Genomic DNA, 14,613 nt, shown 5'->3' with positions numbered 1-14,613 from the left:
TCTCTTCCGTCACGCGCGATCAGGGCCGGATCTGGCCGGTGCCGTGCACCCGGTATTTGAACGAGGTCAGCTGCTCGACGCCGACGGGGCCGCGGGCATGCATCTTGCCGGTCGAGATGCCGATCTCGCCGCCCATGCCGAACTCGCCGCCATCGGCGAACTGGGTAGAGGCATTGTGCAGCAGGATCGCCGAATCGAGCTCGTTGAAGAAACGCGACACGACTTCAGGATCCTCGGCGATCACTGCCTCCGTGTGGTTGGAAGAATAGGTATTGATGTGGCGGATGGCGCCGGAAATGCCATCGACGATCGCAACCGAAATAACCGCGTCGAGATATTCGGTGCGCCAGTCCTCTTCCGTCGCAGGCTTGAAGCCCGGAAACACCTTGAGGACGGCCGCCGAGGCGCGGATTTCGCAGCCGGCTTCCGTCAGTGCTTCGAGGATGGGCATTAGATGCGTGCCGATCCCGGCACTGTCGATCAAAAGGGTCTCGGCCGCGCCGCAGACGCCGGTACGGCGCATTTTTGCGTTGACGATGATCTTTTTCGCCATCTCCAGGTCCGCCGAGGCATCCACATAGATATGGCATAGGCCTTCGAGATGGGCGAAGACCGGCACACGCGCCTCGTTCTGGACACGGGCGACCAGGCTCTTGCCGCCGCGCGGCACGATGACGTCGATCGCGCCGTTAAGGCCCGACAACATTGCGCCCACGGCGGCGCGGTCAGTGGTCGGCACGATCTGGATCGCATGTTCGGGAAGTCCGGCAGCCTTCAGGCCGGCCACGAGGCAATCGTGGATCGCCTGCGACGACAGGGCCGAATCGGAGCCGCCGCGCAGGATCACGGCATTGCCGGCCTTGAGGCAGAGCGCGCCGGCATCGGCGGTGACGTTCGGGCGGCTTTCATAGATCACGCCGATGACGCCGAGTGGCGTCCGGACGCGTTCGATATGGAGGCCGTTCGGGCGGTCCCAGGCGGCAATGACTTCGCCGACCGGATCCTTGAACTCGGCGATCTCGCGCAGCGCCTGCGCCATGCCGGCGATCGACTTTTCGGTGAGTGTCAGCCGGTCGACGAACGACGGCAGGAGGTCCTTGCCTTCGACATTCTTGAGATCCGCGGCATTGGCGGCAAGAATCCTGTCCTTGGCGGCAAGGATCGCATCCGCCATGGCGCTCAGCGCCTTCTTCTTCGCTTCGGTCGAAGCCGTAGCAAGCTGGCGGGCCGCCGACTTGGCGTTCCGGCCGATCTGATCCATCACGGCGGCGACGTCGCCCGTTTTCGCAACCATATCAAGCATGGGCGGCATCCTCCTTGCGATCTTCTTTTTTGACTTTCCGCTTCGCCGGTCCGGTCATCACAAGGTCGTCGCGATGGACCATGGCGGCGCGGCCGGCATAACCGAGGATCGCCTCGATTTCGCCGGACTTGCGTCCGGTGATCTGGCGGGCTTCTTCGGCATCGTAGCTCACAAGGCCACGGGCGATCTCGCGACCATCGGCGCCGATGATCGCGACTGTGTCGCCACGATGGAAATGGCCGTCGATGCGGCGCACGCCGGCAGGCAGAAGGCTTTTGCCGGTGCCGAGCGCGGTTTCTGCCCCTTCGTCGACGAAAAGTTCGCCGGCCGGCTGAAGCTGCCCTGCAATCCAGGTTTTTCGCGCCGTGACCGGCGTTCCCGAGGGCGCGAACCACGAGGAGCGAGTGCCCTGCTCGATGGCGCGCAAAGGATGATCCGTCTTGCCGGATGCGATGATCATGGCGCAGCCGGCGCCGGTGGCGATCTTGCCGGCGTCGATCTTGGTGCGCATGCCGCCGCGCGACAGTTCGGACGCCGCGCCGCCGGCCATGGCCTCGATCTCCGGTGTGATCGCGGGGACGATTTCCAGGAATTTCGCGTCGGGGTCGAGATGCGGCGGGGCTGTGTAGAGCCCATCGATATCGGAGAGCAGAACCAGCAGATCGGCACTTGTCATGGTGGCGACGCGGGCGGCAAGGCGGTCGTTGTCGCCGTAACGGATTTCGGTCGTGGCGACGGTATCGTTCTCGTTGATGATCGGCACGGCGCCTATCTTCAGAAGCTGGTTGATGGTGGCGCGGGCGTTGAGGTAACGGCGGCGCTCTTCGGTGTCGCCCAGCGTCAACAGGATCTGGCCAGCCACGATGCCATCGCGCGAAAGACTTTCCGACCAGGCACGGGCCAGTGCGATCTGCCCGACGGCCGCAGCCGCCTGGCTCTCTTCGAGCTTCAACGCGCCAGAGGGCAGGTCGAGCACGGTGCGACCCATGGCGATCGCCCCGGAAGACACGACCAGAACGTCGATACCCGTCGCCTTCAAGGCAGCGATATCGGCGCAGATGGCATCGAGCCATTGCGACTTCAGGCCCGTCTTGCGATCGACGAGGAGCGCCGAGCCGATCTTGATGACGATGCGGCGATGGCTGGCGAGCGGTTTACGGACAGCCGTCATGCGTCCTCGTCCTCATCGAAATCCTGGATGGGGGTCGAGCGATCGGGCAATGCGGTGTCGTTGACGCCGCTTGCCTCGACGATCACGTCACGCAGCGCGCGCAGCACCTCGGTCATGCCCTTGCCGGTGACGGCGGAAATCAGGAACGGCGTCTGGCCACAGGCCTTTTCGAGTTCCTTGGCCTTTTTCTTCAGTTCCTTGTCGTCGAGCACGTCGATCTGCGACAGCGCCACGATGACCGGCTTGTCGATCAGGCCGCCGCCATAGGCTTCGAGCTCGTGCTTCACCGTCTTGTAGGACTTGCCGACCTTTTCCTCGACGGCGGACACCAGATGCAGGAGCACGCGGGTTCGCTCGACATGGCCCAGGAACCGGTCGCCGATGCCGACGCCCTCATGGGCGCCTTCGATCAGGCCCGGAATATCGGCGAGCACGAATTCGCGGCCGTCGATGGTGGCGACGCCGAGATTGGGATGCAGGGTCGTGAACGGATAATTGGCGATCTTGGGACGCGCGCGGGTGACGCTCGCCAGGAAGGTCGACTTGCCGGCATTCGGCATTCCGACCAGGCCGGCATCGGCGATCAGCTTCAGCCGCAGCCAGATGGTCTTTTCCTCGCCCTCGAGACCGGGATTGGCCCAGTTCGGCGCCTGGTTGGTCGCGCTCTTGAAATGGGTGTTGCCAAAACCGCCATTGCCGCCCTTGGCGAGCCGGAACTTCTGGCCTTCCTTGGTGAGGTCGATGATCAGGGTCTCGTTGTCTTCCTCGAAGATCTGGGTGCCGACGGGCACTTTCAGCGTCACGTCGCCGCCATTGGCGCCGGTGCGGTTGCGACCCATGCCGTGGGTGCCGGTCTGGCCCTTGAAATGCTGCTGGAAGCGGAAATCGATGAGCGTGTTGAGGCCGTTGACCGCCTCGACCCAGACATCACCGCCGCGCCCGCCGTCACCGCCATCAGGTCCGCCGAATTCGACGAACTTTTCCCGCCGGAACGAGACGGCGCCCGCGCCGCCGTCGCCGGAGCGGATATAGACTTTTGCCTCGTCGAGAAATTTCATCTTGTCGCCGTCAGTCTTGTGTTAGTCGGGAGGCCTGTCGCTTTAGGTAGGGCGCTCAGTGCACGTCGATAGGGGTTTCGATATCGTCGGTTGGGGCGGAGGTCAAAGAATATCATGAAGTTCGTCAGCTATAACATTCAATACGGGATCGGCATGGATGGTCTGTTCGATCCTGAACGCATTGCCGCCAGTATCAATGGAGCCGATGTGATCGCGCTTCAGGAGGTGACGCGCGGTTTTCCTAAGAATGGCCATGTCGATCTCGTTGCCCGTTTCTCGGATCTCTTTCCGGAGCATTTTCACGTCTACGGCGCGCCTTGCGACCTGTTGCTCGACATCTCCGTCGAGAATGGCCGCCGCGTCGAGCGCCGCTCCCAGTTCGGCAACATGATCCTGTCGCGCTGGCCGATCCTTGCCACCCGCCACCTCCTCCTGCCGCGCAGCCGGACCGTTGAGATGCTCAACCTGCAGCGCGGGGCGCTGGAAGCGATCATCCTGGCCCCCGGCGGGCCGCTTCGGGTCTATTCCGTCCACCTCGATCACGTTTCTCCCGATGAACGGCTTGGCCAGATCCGCTTTCTGAAAGAGCGGGTGATGAATTTCACCTCCGAAGGCGGTTCGCTGACCGGCGCCGCCGAAGAGGGGTTTCCCGATCTGCCGCTGCCGGAGGATTTCCTGCTGATGGGCGACTTCAACATGGAGCCGGAATCGACCGAATATATAGCCCTGGCCGGCCAGCGGGACCGCTATTACGGCCGCACTCTGCGTGCCAACGAACCCGTCGACGTGCTGGAGCGCCTCGGATCGCTGACGCCGGAAAGCTATACCTGGGCGAAACCGCCGGGTTCCGGGCCGATAAAGATGCATCTCGATCATTGCTTCGTGAATGCGGGACTGGTGCCGCGGCTGAAAAACGCCTGGATCGACAACGAGGCGTTTGGTTCCGACCATTTTCCGCTGTGGGTCGAGGTCGAGTGAGCGATCCGGCGGAGTTTCCTCCGCCGGACCTTTGTTACCTGAGCGTCACGGTCGGGCCGGACGCCGGAAATCCTCGGGCAAAAGCATAGTCTCGATATGCGGCACCATGCGGTTGCGGGACGTGCTGAAGAGCTGGTTCGCATCGACGATGGTGAAGCCGAGCTTCTTCTGAACGTTCAACGAGGCGAGGTTGTCCGCGAAGGCGCCGGAAAACACCTGCGCCTCCGGCATGCGTCGGAAGAAACGCTCCAGCGCCCCGGCCACCGCTTCCGTCATATAACCCCGATCCCAGTAGAGCCGGTTGAGCCAGTACCCAAGATGCCACTGGCCCCGTCTCGGCTCCAGGCAGACGGCGCCGATATGGGTGTCGTCACCGGTGGTGATCGCCAGCGTCCAGTCCGGCAGGATGCCGGATGCATGCGGAACGAGCCAGTCCAGCGCGTCCTGGCGGTCATAGGGTTGCGGCACCCGTGCCAGCATGCGGCTGACCTTGAAATCGCTAAGCGATTCGGCAATTGCCGTCGCATCGGTGATCCTGTGCGGGCGAAGCACCAGCCTTTCCGTGCTGATGACCGGGCAGGGTCCAGGCATCGTTACGGTCGAACTCGTCTTCTGGAGGACGGCGGCGTTCATCGCAGTTCTCCCCAGCTTCTCAATGACATCCAGGTCTTGCGGTCGAGCCGGAACCATTCGACCGCGACCATGCCGCCAAGCGCCAGGCAATCGATCATGCCGGTGCCCTGGAACTGGAAACCGCATTTCTGGATCACCCGCCTCGATGCGATATTGGTCACCCGGCAACGGGCATCGATATGGTCGATATTGTTGCGGGTGCGGAAGGCCATGTCGATCAGGGCATGGGCGGCTTCCGTGGCATAACCCCTGTTCCAATGGGGTTCGCCCAGCCAATAGCCTAGTTCGAGCGTTCTTTCGTCCTGTTGCGGTTCGAGCGCGCAGCAACCGAGAAAGGCGCCGTTGTCTCCTCGCGTGATGGCGTAGACGCATTTGCCAATCTCGCCGGCCTTCGTGCGTCGCACAAAGTCGGCTGCGTCCTTAGCCGTATAGGGATGCGGCATACGCGACACCATGGTCGCGATATTCGCATTGTTGGCGAGATGGGCAAGTGCGTCGATGTCTTCTTCGTGGGGCGTGCGCAGAACTAACCTCTGCGACAGTAAGACGGGGCAATCGCTTCTCGACCGGTCAGGTCTTAACCGTTCCTCTGGCGGCCGGGATTGGCTCGCCCTCAATAGTTCGCCTTGCATGTTCAGTCCTCCTGTTGGGGAAAGAAAAAGGGAAGATGGTGGTGTCCCATCTTCCCTTTTTTCTGACTGAACCTTTGGGCGTTCAGCCGGGTCGATGTGACACCGGCTGCTTAAAACGCTTGCCGGCTTTATTCTGCTGCTTCGGCTTTCGGCATTACGGACACGAACACTCGACCATTGGCCTTGGTTCGGTAATTCACATTGCCTTCGGTAAGCGCAAAAATGGTGTGGTCCGTGCCGATGCCGACATTGGCGCCCGGATGCCACTGCGTACCGCGCTGACGCACGATAATGTTGCCCGGAATGACAGCTTCGCCGCCGAACTTCTTCACGCCAAGGCGCTTGGAATTCGAATCGCGACCGTTGCGCGACGAACCGCCAGCTTTTTTATGTGCCATTGGAGTTCTCCTTTAACCTTCGAAACCCGTTGTTAAGCCAAGATGTCCGTGATGCGGACGACCGTGTGATGCTGGCGATGCCCGCGAATCCGCTTGGAATTCTGACGGCGACGCTTCTTGAAGGAGATGACCTTCTTGCCGCGGTTATGCTCGACCACTTCGGCCTTGACCGTCGCACCCGAAACGAAGGGAGCGCCGAACTTGGCATCGGCGCCAACGCCGACAACCAGGATTTCGTTGAATTCTACGACTGAACCAGCTTCGGCTTCCAGCTTTTCGATGGTGAGCACGTCGTTGGCTGCCACGCGGTACTGCTTACCGCCGGTCTTGATGACTGCGAACATTTTTTATCCTTTCATGTTCGTTTCCGGCTCTGCCTTGAAAAGGCGGCCGGTCTTTTTATCAGTCGGGCTCTAGCAGGGTTTCGAAAGAACGATCTTTTGAACTTGCCTGCCGGTGGAATTCATGTGGCGTTCCAACAACCTCCACACAAACAAAGAGGCATGGATACTTTTCCACGCCTGATCGCGAGCGGACATACGCGAGCGACAAAAAACTGTCAAGACGAAAGGATACAAAGACTTGATATTCGCCCCTTGCCAGCCCCATGTTTGCCCGCTATGAGAACGCCCGCGCTGACCAACGCGTCATCACGTCTTAGCGGAGAGGTGGCTGAGTGGTCGAAAGCACCGCACTCGAAATGCGGCATACGGGCAACCGTATCGTGGGTTCGAATCCCACCCTCTCCGCCATTGGCCGCCGATTACATGCTATACTATGCTACAATCCGATATCCTGAGAGTGGCGACAGGAGCTTACGACCCCATTTCTGACGTTGGTCGCCTAAAAGCGAAGGCGTGAAAGCAGGCCTTACGGGCTTGCACCGCAACCATGCGCTCGCGGTACATGGGACCGGTCACTCCCGACACGCGCTCCAACACAGAACGAGCTTTATGGTCCAGCAAGGCTGCCTGGCTCGTCTTTGGCGCCCAACCCCCTGAAGATGAGCGCTATTATCCTCGCTGCCTGAGCATCCCTCCCGGGATGGGACGGGATTTGCCAAAGGACTCCGAGAAGCATCAAAACATCGTCGGCATTTGCATCGCGATCAATTACACGCCGCGGCTCGACCATCAGGGAGTGTCAGACCCGGCCATGCTGCGTCGCGCAGCTGAAGCGGCCACAGGACATAGCATCAGCCGTCTCCCAGTCCGCGAACTGAGCAAGGCGACATGAATCTCGCTCGTTCTGGCTACCCCTCTTCGAGAGCTGGTCTGCTTTCCGCATTTCACCCCTGAAGCTGACCGTCCGCTATCACCCCATTGTTGCCATTCGCTCGCGCCTTAATTTTGGAGGGCTAAAGCGTAGACGTAGTTCTCCGTTTCATCGTTCTCGGTCCGCCATGACGACCGTGGTTTGCCAGGGTTTCCTTGAACCTCATCCTTCTGAACTATTCGTCTTAGTAGGTTCCGGCCGCAGTGACGGCAGGGCTTGCCTATCTGTCAGCCACCTTTCCTGACAATTCGGTTCCAGAGCAAACTCGCGCCTGATGCCTTTGCCGCAAACGCTCTATTTCCGCGGCGTCCAGGCAGGCCCCAAACCTAAAGCCGTTGAAGCAGCTCCGTCTTTTTCGCCGTGAATTCGTTGTCGGAAAGTATGCCTTTCGAATGCAGGTCAGCGAGTCGTTCGATCTTGCCGAAGATGTCGTCCGGGTCGGAGGCTGCCGGCGCGGAGGGGGCGTTCGTGTTCGGGGACGCCGTCGACGGGGCAGCGACGTGCTCGCTCTGGCGTGCCGACGCCTCCTGCTCCTCCTTGGGTGTTGGCGTCTGATCGACGGCCGGTACAATTTCGAGGTCCGATATGCGGACGAGGCCGTGCTGCGAGGTGAAGGTCAGCGACTGGTCGCCGCTCTGCTGCTGGGAAAAGCCGCCGATGCTGTGATCCTTTGTGTCGTAAACCGTGATCTGCCCGTTTACGTCGATGGCCAGACGGCGGCTCGCGGGAAAGAAGGCGTAGCGAAGGTTGTTCTGCGCGCCCGTCGATGAGGGCTGGCCGAGATGTTGCGGCCACGAACCGCCATGGGAACTTCCCTGGTAGAAGAAGCTGCTTCCGTCTCCCTGGCTCTGAGACTGATAGGGCCTTTCGACCTTCGGGCCGGAAATTTCACCCGACCGGATATAAGCGGCGATCTCCGAGCAAAGCATATCCACACGGTGCTTGAGACCATTGTTGAACATGTCGCCGATCATGACCATGCCGCCGCTTGACCATTGCCCCATGCCGCCAAGCTCGGCGTGGTTGAACTGTGCCTGGCTCGCATGGCCGGCGATCAAGGCCATCGCAAGGTGCTCGACGACGCCAGGGCTGAACCCGTGCCGCTGGGACAGGCCTTCGATAATGCTCTGTTCCTGGGGATCTCTCGTCACAAGCTGCTCTCCACTGGCCGGGTTTCCCTTATGACACCTGCGTGGCCCGGAAGATAGGCACGCCGCGCCGTGTACTGGCGCAGACCGTTGCCGGGGCATGGAGCACGCGGAACACAGGCCGTTGACCGAATGTTGATCTGGTGAAATTTCTCGATCGTATTACAGCTACAGGCAAGTACGCCGGCGAGGAACTTTTTGGGTTTACCGGCATTCTTCATTTTCGGCCGGAGGACGAGGCAGGGTATGCGATCAGTGAGGATGACCGAAGAGCTGTGGCAGCACCTGCTTTCGCTTCGCGAGGCCCCCTTGCGCCCGATCGCACTCTCCGCCGATGTCGATGGTTCCGGTCTCTCGCTCTACAGGCCGATCGCGGCCCGCGGCGGGCGACTGGTTCTGGCCCAGGTCGGCCAGTCTCTGGATGGCCGCGTCGCGACGCCGACCGGCGACGCCCAGGATGTGTCGGGCTGCGACGGGATTGCCCATCTGCACCGGTGCCGGGCGCTGGTGGATGCGGTGATCGTCGGGGTCGGGACGGTCGTTGCCGACGACCCCAGTCTTTCGGTTCGTGCCGTCAGCGGCAAAAGCCCCGTGCGCGTCGTGGTGGATTGCAATGGCCGCATGCCGGAGCGAGCCAAGATGTTGCACGACGGGGGGATGCCCGTGCTCGTGTTACAGGCGGACGACATTCCGCTCCGCAACGTCCGGCACCGGATCATCCGACTGCCGCGCCAGGCGGATGGGGGGCTCGCGCCGCGGGATATTCTCGAGGCGCTTGCGGAACGCGGCCTCACCACGGTGCTCGTCGAAGGAGGCGCAACCACCATTTCCCGCTTCGTCGATGCCCAGATGATCGACCGGCTGCATATCTCGGTCGCACCGATCATCATAGGCTCGGGGCCTGCCGGCATTCGCCTTTCGCCGATCGACCGGTTGTCGGAGGCTCGCCGCCCTGAAGTTCAGGTCTACAATATCGGCACGGATATCGTATTCGACTGCAATTTCCGCGTTGAATCGCAGCAGGTGACCGTTTCAGCGGGTCGCGAGGATATCCTGATGGCCGACCTGGCATAGGCTGCCTTCGCGGTCGATCATTTTCCGCCTGAAATCGGCCCAGTCGCGGATTTCGCTCTCGTCGAGCTGGCCGTATTCATAGACCGCACGCACCACACCGTCGAGAAACAGAAGCTGCAGGTCCCGATGGTCTGCCGCCATCATCCATGGGCTTTCGGCGGTCCTCACCGTATAGCCGCTCTCCCCGAGGCAATCCGCGAGCGTCTCCCACGCCCCGGGACCAAGCGAAGAACCCAACCCCTTGTCGCTCAACTGGTGGGCGTTGAAGCTGGCAAGCACAGCCTCGTCCAGCGGATGCGGTTTCGACCAGCGCATCCGGCCGTCATAGTTGAGCGCCGCATAGAGGCTGGCGCGCCTCTTCGCGATATGGGCGACGAAACGACGAATGAACCGTTCCGAGCAGAGATCGAAGAGTGCGGACGCGGTGACGAGGTGGACATCGTCGAGCGGCAGCGCTCCGATCTCGTTGAGGTCCCCCTGGATGAGTTCGACGGCATCGCCATGCAAGCGGCGGGCTTCGTCCAGCAGCCGGTGGTCGTGGTCGAAAAGCCGAAAGTGAGCCGGCTTTCCAAGTCCCGGGGAGAGCACGCGGAAGGTCGAGCCGGTGCCGCAGCCGATATCGAGGATGGTTGGTGCCGCGACGCTTTCGAGGGTTCGGATCGCTGATGCCAGCAAGTTCGCATCCCGTGCCCGAACATCCACGGGTTCGCGCAGTGCCAGCCAATCCTTGTCGAAGCCGCTCACGATACCGTTTCCAGAAAGTCGGAGATGATGACGGCGGTGTCCCGCCAGGAGGGAAGCTTGGCACCGGCGATCGCTGCGGCGTCGGCCATGGAAATACGGGTTTCGGGCTCCTCCAGCAGCCGTCGCAGAGCGGCTGCGAAAGCGTCCGGATCGTCCGGCGGCACGAGAAAGCCGGCGCTTCCCGGCACGACGTCCGGCACGGCTCCCGCCGCGCAGCCGACGATCGGCAGGCCTTGCGCGAGCGCTTCGGCAAACACCATGCCATAACCTTCATAACGGCTCGCCAGTGCAAAGATATCGGCTTTGGCGAATTCGGAGCGCGTGTCGTCGATCTGCCCTGCGAGTTCGATGCGGTCACCGAGCCCGGATCGTGCGACCTGGCCTTCGAGTTCTGCTGCTACACCGGGATCGAGCACCTTGCTGCCGACGATGCGGCAGGTCCATGGCAGATCGTGCAGTTTTTCGAGCGAAGAAATCAGGACGTCGTGCCCCTTGCGACGGGTCAAGGTGCCGATGCTGAGGATCAGAGGCGGATCGCCGCCACCGGCGGCCAGCGGCGCCGGATCCATTCCCGGGATGGCGACCGCGATCCTTTCTGCGGGGACGGCGTAATTGGCGGCGAGTTCGGTGGCCGTCATATGCGAGGTGACGATCACGCCGCGGGTGTACGCCAGTGCCGCCTTTTCGCGGGTGGCCGCGGCCTCCTGTTGCCCGCCGTCGAGCCCCGTCTCCAGCGCCAGCGGATGATGCACGAGCGCCATGATCCTCAGGCGTTTCGCTTCGCGCCCGGCCCATTCGTCCATGGCGCCGAAGGCCAGTCCGTCGATCAGGACGACACTGTCGTCGGCGAGTTCGGAGAGCCTCCGTCCGGCATCGTCCAGCTGTCTTGCATTCGGCTTCGGAAAGCCGTCGCCGAGGGAGATCAGTTCGATATTCCAACCGAGGTCGCGCAGGGCCGCGACGACACGGCGATCGTAGCCGTAACCGCCCGTGCGGGTTTCGAGCTCGCCCGGATAGGCGAAGACAAGATCGCGGCTCACAGCTCGGCCTCGAACCAGCCGCGGGCAGTGTGCGATTCGTGCAGCATGACCCGCAGTTTGCGGATGCGGCCACCACCCTCGCCGAGCCGGCCGTTCCGGACGGCATCGGCGATGCGGTCGAATATGTGCTTGGCGAGGAATTCCGTCGTCGTCACCTTGCCGGCGAAGATCTCCAGCGTGTCGAGGTTCTGGTAGTTGAGCGGCGCCAGCACTTCCTTCAGGACGTCGGTCGCAAGCCCGATATCCACGGCAAGGCCGTTCTCGTCCAGATCGCTGGTGAAGAAGGCGGCATCGACCACGAAGGTTGCTCCGTGCATGCCCTGGGCGGGACCGAAAACCGGGCGGGCAAGACTATGCGCGATCATGATGTGATCGCGGACTTCGACGGCGAACATGCGGGATTCCTTCAATACTTGATGCGATGACAGAGCGTGGCAGCCGAGCCGATGATCCCGGCATAGTCGGCGGCGATGGTTTCGAACGGTGTTTCGCCCGAAATCAGATGGTCGAGCCGATCGTCGGCGAGAAGCTGGAGCGCCTTCATCATGCGTCGCCTGGTGTCCCAGCGGGCGCGCCGCCCAGGCGGCAGGGAGGCCACCTGTGAACTGACGATGGAAAGCCGCTTGGCGTGGAAAGCGCCGCCGAGGGGAATTTCCACATGCTTTTCGCCATACCAGCTCGCTTCGACGATGCGTGCCTCGATGCCGGCATGATCGAGCGCCGTTGCCAGGGCGTGTGCCGAAGCGGAGGCGTTGATCAGCACGTCGCAATCATGGGGCACATCACGACCGAGCGAAAAGCGAAGACCGAGCGCCTTGGCGGTTTCGGCGCGCTTCGGCTCGATATCCGAAATCACCACTTCTGTGCCGATGATCCGTGAGGCGAGATAGGCAACCAGAAGCCCGATCACGCCGGCTCCGAACACCGTGACCCGGTCGCCTGGCTGAATGCCTGCGTCCCAGATAATGTTGAGCGCGGTTTCCATATTGGCCGCCAGCACGGCGCGCTGAGGGGGCAAACTGTCGCCAAGCGGGTGGGCGGCGGAAAAGGGCATGCGAAAACGGTCCTGATGGGGATGCAGGCAGAAGACCGATTTGCCGACGAGGTGCTTAGGCCCTTCTTCGATCACGCCGACTGCGGCATAGCCATATTTCACCGGGAAGGGGAATTGGCCGGCCTGGTGCGGGGCACGCATGCGCTCGTATTCGCTTTCCGGCACCTGTCCGGCAAAAACGAGCGATTCGGTGCCTCGGCTGATGCCGCTATAGAGCGTACGGACGACAATCTCGCCCTCGCAGGCCGCCTGCAGCTTCTCCTGCCGAAGCGCGCAACGACTAGTCTCCTCGATCCAGAGGGCTCGTCCCTCCTTCTGCGCCGCCGCACTCGGAGCTGTCTCACGCCTTGTCACGCTTCACACCTTTCACGCCATAACAATCCAGACCTAGAGGCTTCAACGATGACGGCAAGGGACCTGTCCGGCGAGAGGGCGATATGGCTATCACGTTTATTTGACGGCGGTTTCGCGGATCCGGCCTTTGCTGCCCGCCGTATTCTTCTCCATGTAGTGCCTGTGAGGAGAGCGTCATGAATATTTCATATCATCCCTTGGACGAGGAAGGCACGTCCGATGGCTGACTGGATGAATGTCGGGCCGCTGGACCGCCGGGCGGCGCGCAGGGCTCGCCGCCTGCTCTCCCTCGATGCCTATGCGGTGACCATGACCGTCGCTGCCGCGCTGGTCGCGGCGATGCATTTCTTCGGCGACTGGCTCGGCATCGATACGGCCGCCGCGGGTTGTGCCTTCATCATTTATGCAGCGATTTCCGCCATTGCGCTCGGCAATCTGCACACGCACGGGCACGGCCGTTTCGGGGCGGCTAATATCGTGACGACAGTCCGCGCCGCGCTCACCTCGGTTTTGGGCGGGATGGTGCTGGCATCGCCGCAGTTCGGCATGGGTTTCGGTCAGGGCGCCTCATGGATGCTGGGGTTCGTAGTCGCTTTCGCGCTTGTTCTGGATGGTGTCGATGGCTTCCTCGCGCGGCAGGCGGGTACGTCTTCCCGGTTCGGCGCGCGATTCGACATGGAAGTCGATGCGCTGCTGATCCTCTTCCTGTCGCTCGCAGCCGTGATGCTCGAGAAGGCGGGAGTTTGGGTCCTGTCGATCGGGCTGATGCGGTATGCGTATGTGGCCGCGCAGGCGATCTTTCCGGCTCTCAAGGGCGAACTGCCTCATTCGATGCGCCGCAAGGCGATCTGCGTCGTGCAGGGCGTGGCGCTCTGTCTGATGTTGTTTCCCGTCATTGCCTCGCCGGTCTCCGCCGTGCTTGCAGCAGCAGCCCTCGCTTCGCTTACCTATTCCTTCGCCGTCGATGTGATCTTCCTGGTGAGTGCGAGCAGGAGCCATCATGCTGCGGCCTGATTTTTCCGCTTCCCTGGGCCTGACGCGCTCGCTGCTGATCTATTACGGCCAGCCCTGGCGGCGTTCTTCGCTGAAGCGGTTCTATGCGGGCCTCGTCCGCAAAGGCGATCTCGTATTCGATATCGGCGCGCATGCCGGCAGCCGTAGCCGGACGCTTCTGTCGCTCGGCGCAAGGATCGTCGCGCTGGAGCCGCAGCCGCTATTTGCCGATTTCATTGCCAGATCCTTCGCCGGCGAGGAACTGACGCTGCTGCGCAAGGCGGTCGGCAAGGAGCCCGGCAGCGTCGATCTGCATATTTCCAGCCGCCACCCGACCGTGACCAGCATATCCTCGTCCTGGATTTCGAAGGTCGAGAAGACCTCCGGTTTCCGCAACGTCACCTGGGACCGGGTCCAGCGCGTGGAGATGACGACGCTCGATGCGCTGATCGGAGAATATGGCCAACCGGCCTTCTGCAAGATCGATGTGGAGGGGGCCGAAGCGGATATCGTCGCCGGGCTGCGCCATCCCATCCCGCTGATCGCCTTCGAATATATCCCGGCGACAATGGAAATCGCCGAGGAGGCGATCGGCCATCTGCGGGAAGTCGGTCCCTATCGTTTCAACCGGGTCGAGGGCGAGCGGCACCGGTTCGTCCATGACGAATGGATAGCTGCCGACGCGATGCTGGCCGAGATTGCGGGCCTTGCCGATCACACGCCCTCCGGCGATATCTACGCTCGGCTGGAGGCCTGAC

At 62.1% G+C, this 14,613-nt stretch carries 16 protein-coding genes and 1 tRNA gene; 5 read left to right on the top strand and 12 right to left on the bottom strand.

Going from position 1 to position 14,613, the window contains the following annotated elements; genetic code table 11:
• Nucleotides 1–19: 19 nt before the first annotated feature.
• From J2857_RS28610 to obgE, 3 genes are read right to left on the bottom strand one after another with little or no spacing between them, the layout of a single operon-like run.
• Entirely contained in the window at nt 20–1,303 is a 1,284-nt protein-coding gene (locus J2857_RS28610; protein WP_210013465.1) for a glutamate-5-semialdehyde dehydrogenase, read from the bottom strand.
• Nucleotides 1,296–2,474 carry a glutamate 5-kinase gene (proB, locus tag J2857_RS28605; protein WP_210013464.1) on the bottom strand — a complete coding sequence of 393 codons (1,179 nt, stop codon included), beginning with the start codon at nt 2,472–2,474 and terminating at the stop codon, nt 1,296–1,298. The genes J2857_RS28610 and proB overlap by 8 nt, the downstream gene beginning before the upstream one ends.
• Nucleotides 2,471–3,532, bottom strand: coding sequence for a GTPase ObgE (gene obgE, locus J2857_RS28600; protein ID WP_210013463.1), 1,062 nt, complete (start codon nt 3,530–3,532; stop codon nt 2,471–2,473). Before obgE ends, proB begins: the two co-directional genes overlap by 4 nt.
• Nucleotides 3,533–3,646: 114 nt before the next feature.
• On the opposite strand from obgE, the gene J2857_RS28595 reads away from it, so the two are divergent.
• Nucleotides 3,647–4,510 (top strand): endonuclease/exonuclease/phosphatase family protein, encoded by an 864-nt coding sequence (locus tag J2857_RS28595; protein ID WP_210013462.1) that lies wholly within the window; start codon nt 3,647–3,649, stop codon nt 4,508–4,510.
• Between the two features lie 45 nt (nt 4,511–4,555).
• Here the strand turns inward: J2857_RS28595 and J2857_RS28590 are convergent, their stop codons facing one another.
• From J2857_RS28590 to rplU, 4 genes are all read right to left on the bottom strand, one after another.
• Complete coding sequence (locus J2857_RS28590; protein ID WP_210013461.1) at nt 4,556–5,143, bottom strand: GNAT family N-acetyltransferase; 588 nt, start codon at nt 5,141–5,143, stop codon at nt 4,556–4,558.
• On the bottom strand, nt 5,140–5,775 hold the full coding sequence (locus tag J2857_RS28585) for a GNAT family N-acetyltransferase (protein ID WP_210013460.1): 636 nt from the start codon (nt 5,773–5,775) through the stop codon (nt 5,140–5,142). The genes J2857_RS28590 and J2857_RS28585 overlap by 4 nt, the downstream gene beginning before the upstream one ends.
• Nucleotides 5,776–5,903: 128 nt before the next feature.
• Nucleotides 5,904–6,173 carry a 50S ribosomal protein L27 gene (rpmA, locus tag J2857_RS28580; protein WP_046606682.1) on the bottom strand — a complete coding sequence of 90 codons (270 nt, stop codon included), beginning with the start codon at nt 6,171–6,173 and terminating at the stop codon, nt 5,904–5,906.
• A gap of 32 nt (nt 6,174–6,205) precedes the next feature.
• A complete protein-coding gene (gene rplU, locus J2857_RS28575; protein ID WP_210013459.1) occupies nt 6,206–6,517 on the bottom strand; it encodes a 50S ribosomal protein L21 in 312 nt (103 codons plus the stop codon).
• Nucleotides 6,518–6,835: 318 nt separating this feature from the next.
• On the opposite strand from rplU, the gene J2857_RS28570 reads away from it, so the two are divergent.
• Nucleotides 6,836–6,925 (top strand) — tRNA-Ser (locus tag J2857_RS28570).
• Between the two features lie 849 nt (nt 6,926–7,774).
• Here J2857_RS28570 and J2857_RS28565 read toward each other — a convergent pair.
• Nucleotides 7,775–8,599, bottom strand: a complete 825-nt coding sequence (locus J2857_RS28565; protein WP_348635735.1) for an SHOCT domain-containing protein — start codon at nt 8,597–8,599, stop codon at nt 7,775–7,777.
• Nucleotides 8,600–8,857: 258 nt separating this feature from the next.
• On the opposite strand from J2857_RS28565, the gene J2857_RS28560 reads away from it, so the two are divergent.
• Entirely contained in the window at nt 8,858–9,670 is an 813-nt protein-coding gene (locus tag J2857_RS28560) for a RibD family protein (protein ID WP_245363967.1), read from the top strand.
• On the opposite strand, the gene J2857_RS28555 is transcribed toward J2857_RS28560, so the two are convergent.
• The 4 genes from J2857_RS28555 to J2857_RS28540 are packed head-to-tail and all read right to left on the bottom strand — an operon-like array spanning nt 9,629 to nt 12,862.
• Nucleotides 9,629–10,414, bottom strand: a complete 786-nt coding sequence (locus J2857_RS28555) for a class I SAM-dependent methyltransferase (protein WP_210013456.1) — start codon at nt 10,412–10,414, stop codon at nt 9,629–9,631. The two genes, J2857_RS28560 and J2857_RS28555, sit on opposite strands and share 42 nt — an antisense overlap.
• The gene (locus J2857_RS28550; protein WP_210013455.1) at nt 10,411–11,454 is read right to left on the bottom strand and encodes a glycosyltransferase family 4 protein; all 1,044 of its coding nucleotides are present in this window, start codon (nt 11,452–11,454) and stop codon (nt 10,411–10,413) included. Before J2857_RS28550 ends, J2857_RS28555 begins: the two co-directional genes overlap by 4 nt.
• Nucleotides 11,451–11,849 carry a 6-pyruvoyl trahydropterin synthase family protein gene (locus J2857_RS28545; protein ID WP_210013454.1) on the bottom strand — a complete coding sequence of 133 codons (399 nt, stop codon included), beginning with the start codon at nt 11,847–11,849 and terminating at the stop codon, nt 11,451–11,453. The genes J2857_RS28550 and J2857_RS28545 overlap by 4 nt, the downstream gene beginning before the upstream one ends.
• 11 nt (nt 11,850–11,860) lie before the next feature.
• The gene (locus J2857_RS28540) at nt 11,861–12,862 is read right to left on the bottom strand and encodes a zinc-dependent alcohol dehydrogenase (protein WP_348635733.1); all 1,002 of its coding nucleotides are present in this window, start codon (nt 12,860–12,862) and stop codon (nt 11,861–11,863) included.
• A 219-nt stretch (nt 12,863–13,081) separates the two neighbouring features.
• Here J2857_RS28540 and J2857_RS28535 point away from each other — a divergent pair, with 219 nt between their 5' ends.
• Entirely contained in the window at nt 13,082–13,876 is a 795-nt protein-coding gene (locus J2857_RS28535; protein WP_210013453.1) for a CDP-alcohol phosphatidyltransferase family protein, read from the top strand.
• The gene (locus J2857_RS28530) at nt 13,863–14,612 is read left to right on the top strand and encodes an FkbM family methyltransferase (RefSeq protein ID WP_210013452.1); all 750 of its coding nucleotides are present in this window, start codon (nt 13,863–13,865) and stop codon (nt 14,610–14,612) included. Before J2857_RS28535 ends, J2857_RS28530 begins: the two co-directional genes overlap by 14 nt.
• Nucleotide 14,613: the final 1 nt, after the last annotated feature.

Origin of the sequence: Neorhizobium galegae (assembly GCF_017877055.1) — a bacterium.
Classification (GTDB): domain Bacteria; phylum Pseudomonadota; class Alphaproteobacteria; order Rhizobiales; family Rhizobiaceae; genus Neorhizobium; species Neorhizobium galegae_D.
This window is presented reverse-complemented; position numbering and strand designations above follow the sequence as displayed.

Bases quoted from the DNA above. Each gene is read 5' to 3' on its own strand.
- J2857_RS28610 (WP_210013465.1), bottom strand. From the start codon at position 1,303: ATGCTTGATATGGTTGCGAAAACGGGCGACGTCGCCGCCGTGATGGAT.
- proB (WP_210013464.1), bottom strand. From the start codon at position 2,474: ATGACGGCTGTCCGTAAACCGCTCGCCAGCCATCGCCGCATCGTCATC.
- obgE (WP_210013463.1), bottom strand. From the start codon at position 3,532: ATGAAATTTCTCGACGAGGCAAAAGTCTATATCCGCTCCGGCGACGGC.
- J2857_RS28595 (WP_210013462.1), top strand. From the start codon at position 3,647: ATGAAGTTCGTCAGCTATAACATTCAATACGGGATCGGCATGGATGGT.
- J2857_RS28590 (WP_210013461.1), bottom strand. From the start codon at position 5,143: ATGAACGCCGCCGTCCTCCAGAAGACGAGTTCGACCGTAACGATGCCT.
- J2857_RS28585 (WP_210013460.1), bottom strand. From the start codon at position 5,775: ATGCAAGGCGAACTATTGAGGGCGAGCCAATCCCGGCCGCCAGAGGAA.
- rpmA (WP_046606682.1), bottom strand. From the start codon at position 6,173: ATGGCACATAAAAAAGCTGGCGGTTCGTCGCGCAACGGTCGCGATTCG.
- rplU (WP_210013459.1), bottom strand. From the start codon at position 6,517: ATGTTCGCAGTCATCAAGACCGGCGGTAAGCAGTACCGCGTGGCAGCC.
- J2857_RS28560 (WP_245363967.1), top strand. From the start codon at position 8,858: ATGACCGAAGAGCTGTGGCAGCACCTGCTTTCGCTTCGCGAGGCCCCC.
- J2857_RS28545 (WP_210013454.1), bottom strand. From the start codon at position 11,849: ATGTTCGCCGTCGAAGTCCGCGATCACATCATGATCGCGCATAGTCTT.
- J2857_RS28535 (WP_210013453.1), top strand. From the start codon at position 13,082: ATGGCTGACTGGATGAATGTCGGGCCGCTGGACCGCCGGGCGGCGCGC.
- J2857_RS28530 (WP_210013452.1), top strand. From the start codon at position 13,863: ATGCTGCGGCCTGATTTTTCCGCTTCCCTGGGCCTGACGCGCTCGCTG.